The organism is Mesorhizobium sp. M4B.F.Ca.ET.214.01.1.1 (assembly GCF_004791545.1).
GTDB classification, from domain to species: Bacteria; Pseudomonadota; Alphaproteobacteria; order Rhizobiales; family Rhizobiaceae; genus Mesorhizobium; species Mesorhizobium abyssinicae.
This window is the reverse complement of record NZ_SRUX01000065.1, coordinates 1-454: the sequence shown is the minus strand read 5'-3', so window position 1 is coordinate 454 and position 454 is coordinate 1. Positions and strand designations below refer to the sequence as shown.

Genomic DNA, 454 nt, shown 5'->3' with positions numbered 1-454 from the left:
GGCTGCCCGGCCCAACCTCTTCCGTAAGCCGCATCTCGACGAGATGGGCGCCGACGGCGCGGTGCCGGTGAAGAAGCCGCTCTTCGCCAAGCCGTCGATCGATGACGTGGGTCCCGGCACAGACATGGCGACACCGGCAGGCGCGGTGTCACGCTCGCTGTTCAAGAAGCAGACGGCACAGGAAGCGCATGGCTCCGATTTCGGCATTCCCGGCGATCGCACCAAGCCGTTGTTCAGGAAAAACTCGCTCGACGAGATGACGGTGCGTCGGACGGAAAAACCCGTCGAAGGAAAAGTGCCGGCGAAGCCAAAGCCGGTTTCTCCCACGCCGGAAGGGCGCGACGACAAACCAATCGTTCGCCAACATTCGGGCATCGGTTCCTACGAGGACCCGGCCAACGAACGCCGCCAAAAGCGTCGACCGGGCAAGACCGGACGGCCGGGGCAGTAACAC

General features: G+C 64.1%; 1 pseudogene. It reads left to right on the top strand.

Features of this window, described 5'->3' with window-relative positions:
• Nucleotides 1–451, top strand: a pseudogene (locus EN857_RS33295) (excinuclease ABC subunit B); the annotation flags it as partial.
• Nucleotides 452–454 lie beyond the last annotated feature (3 nt).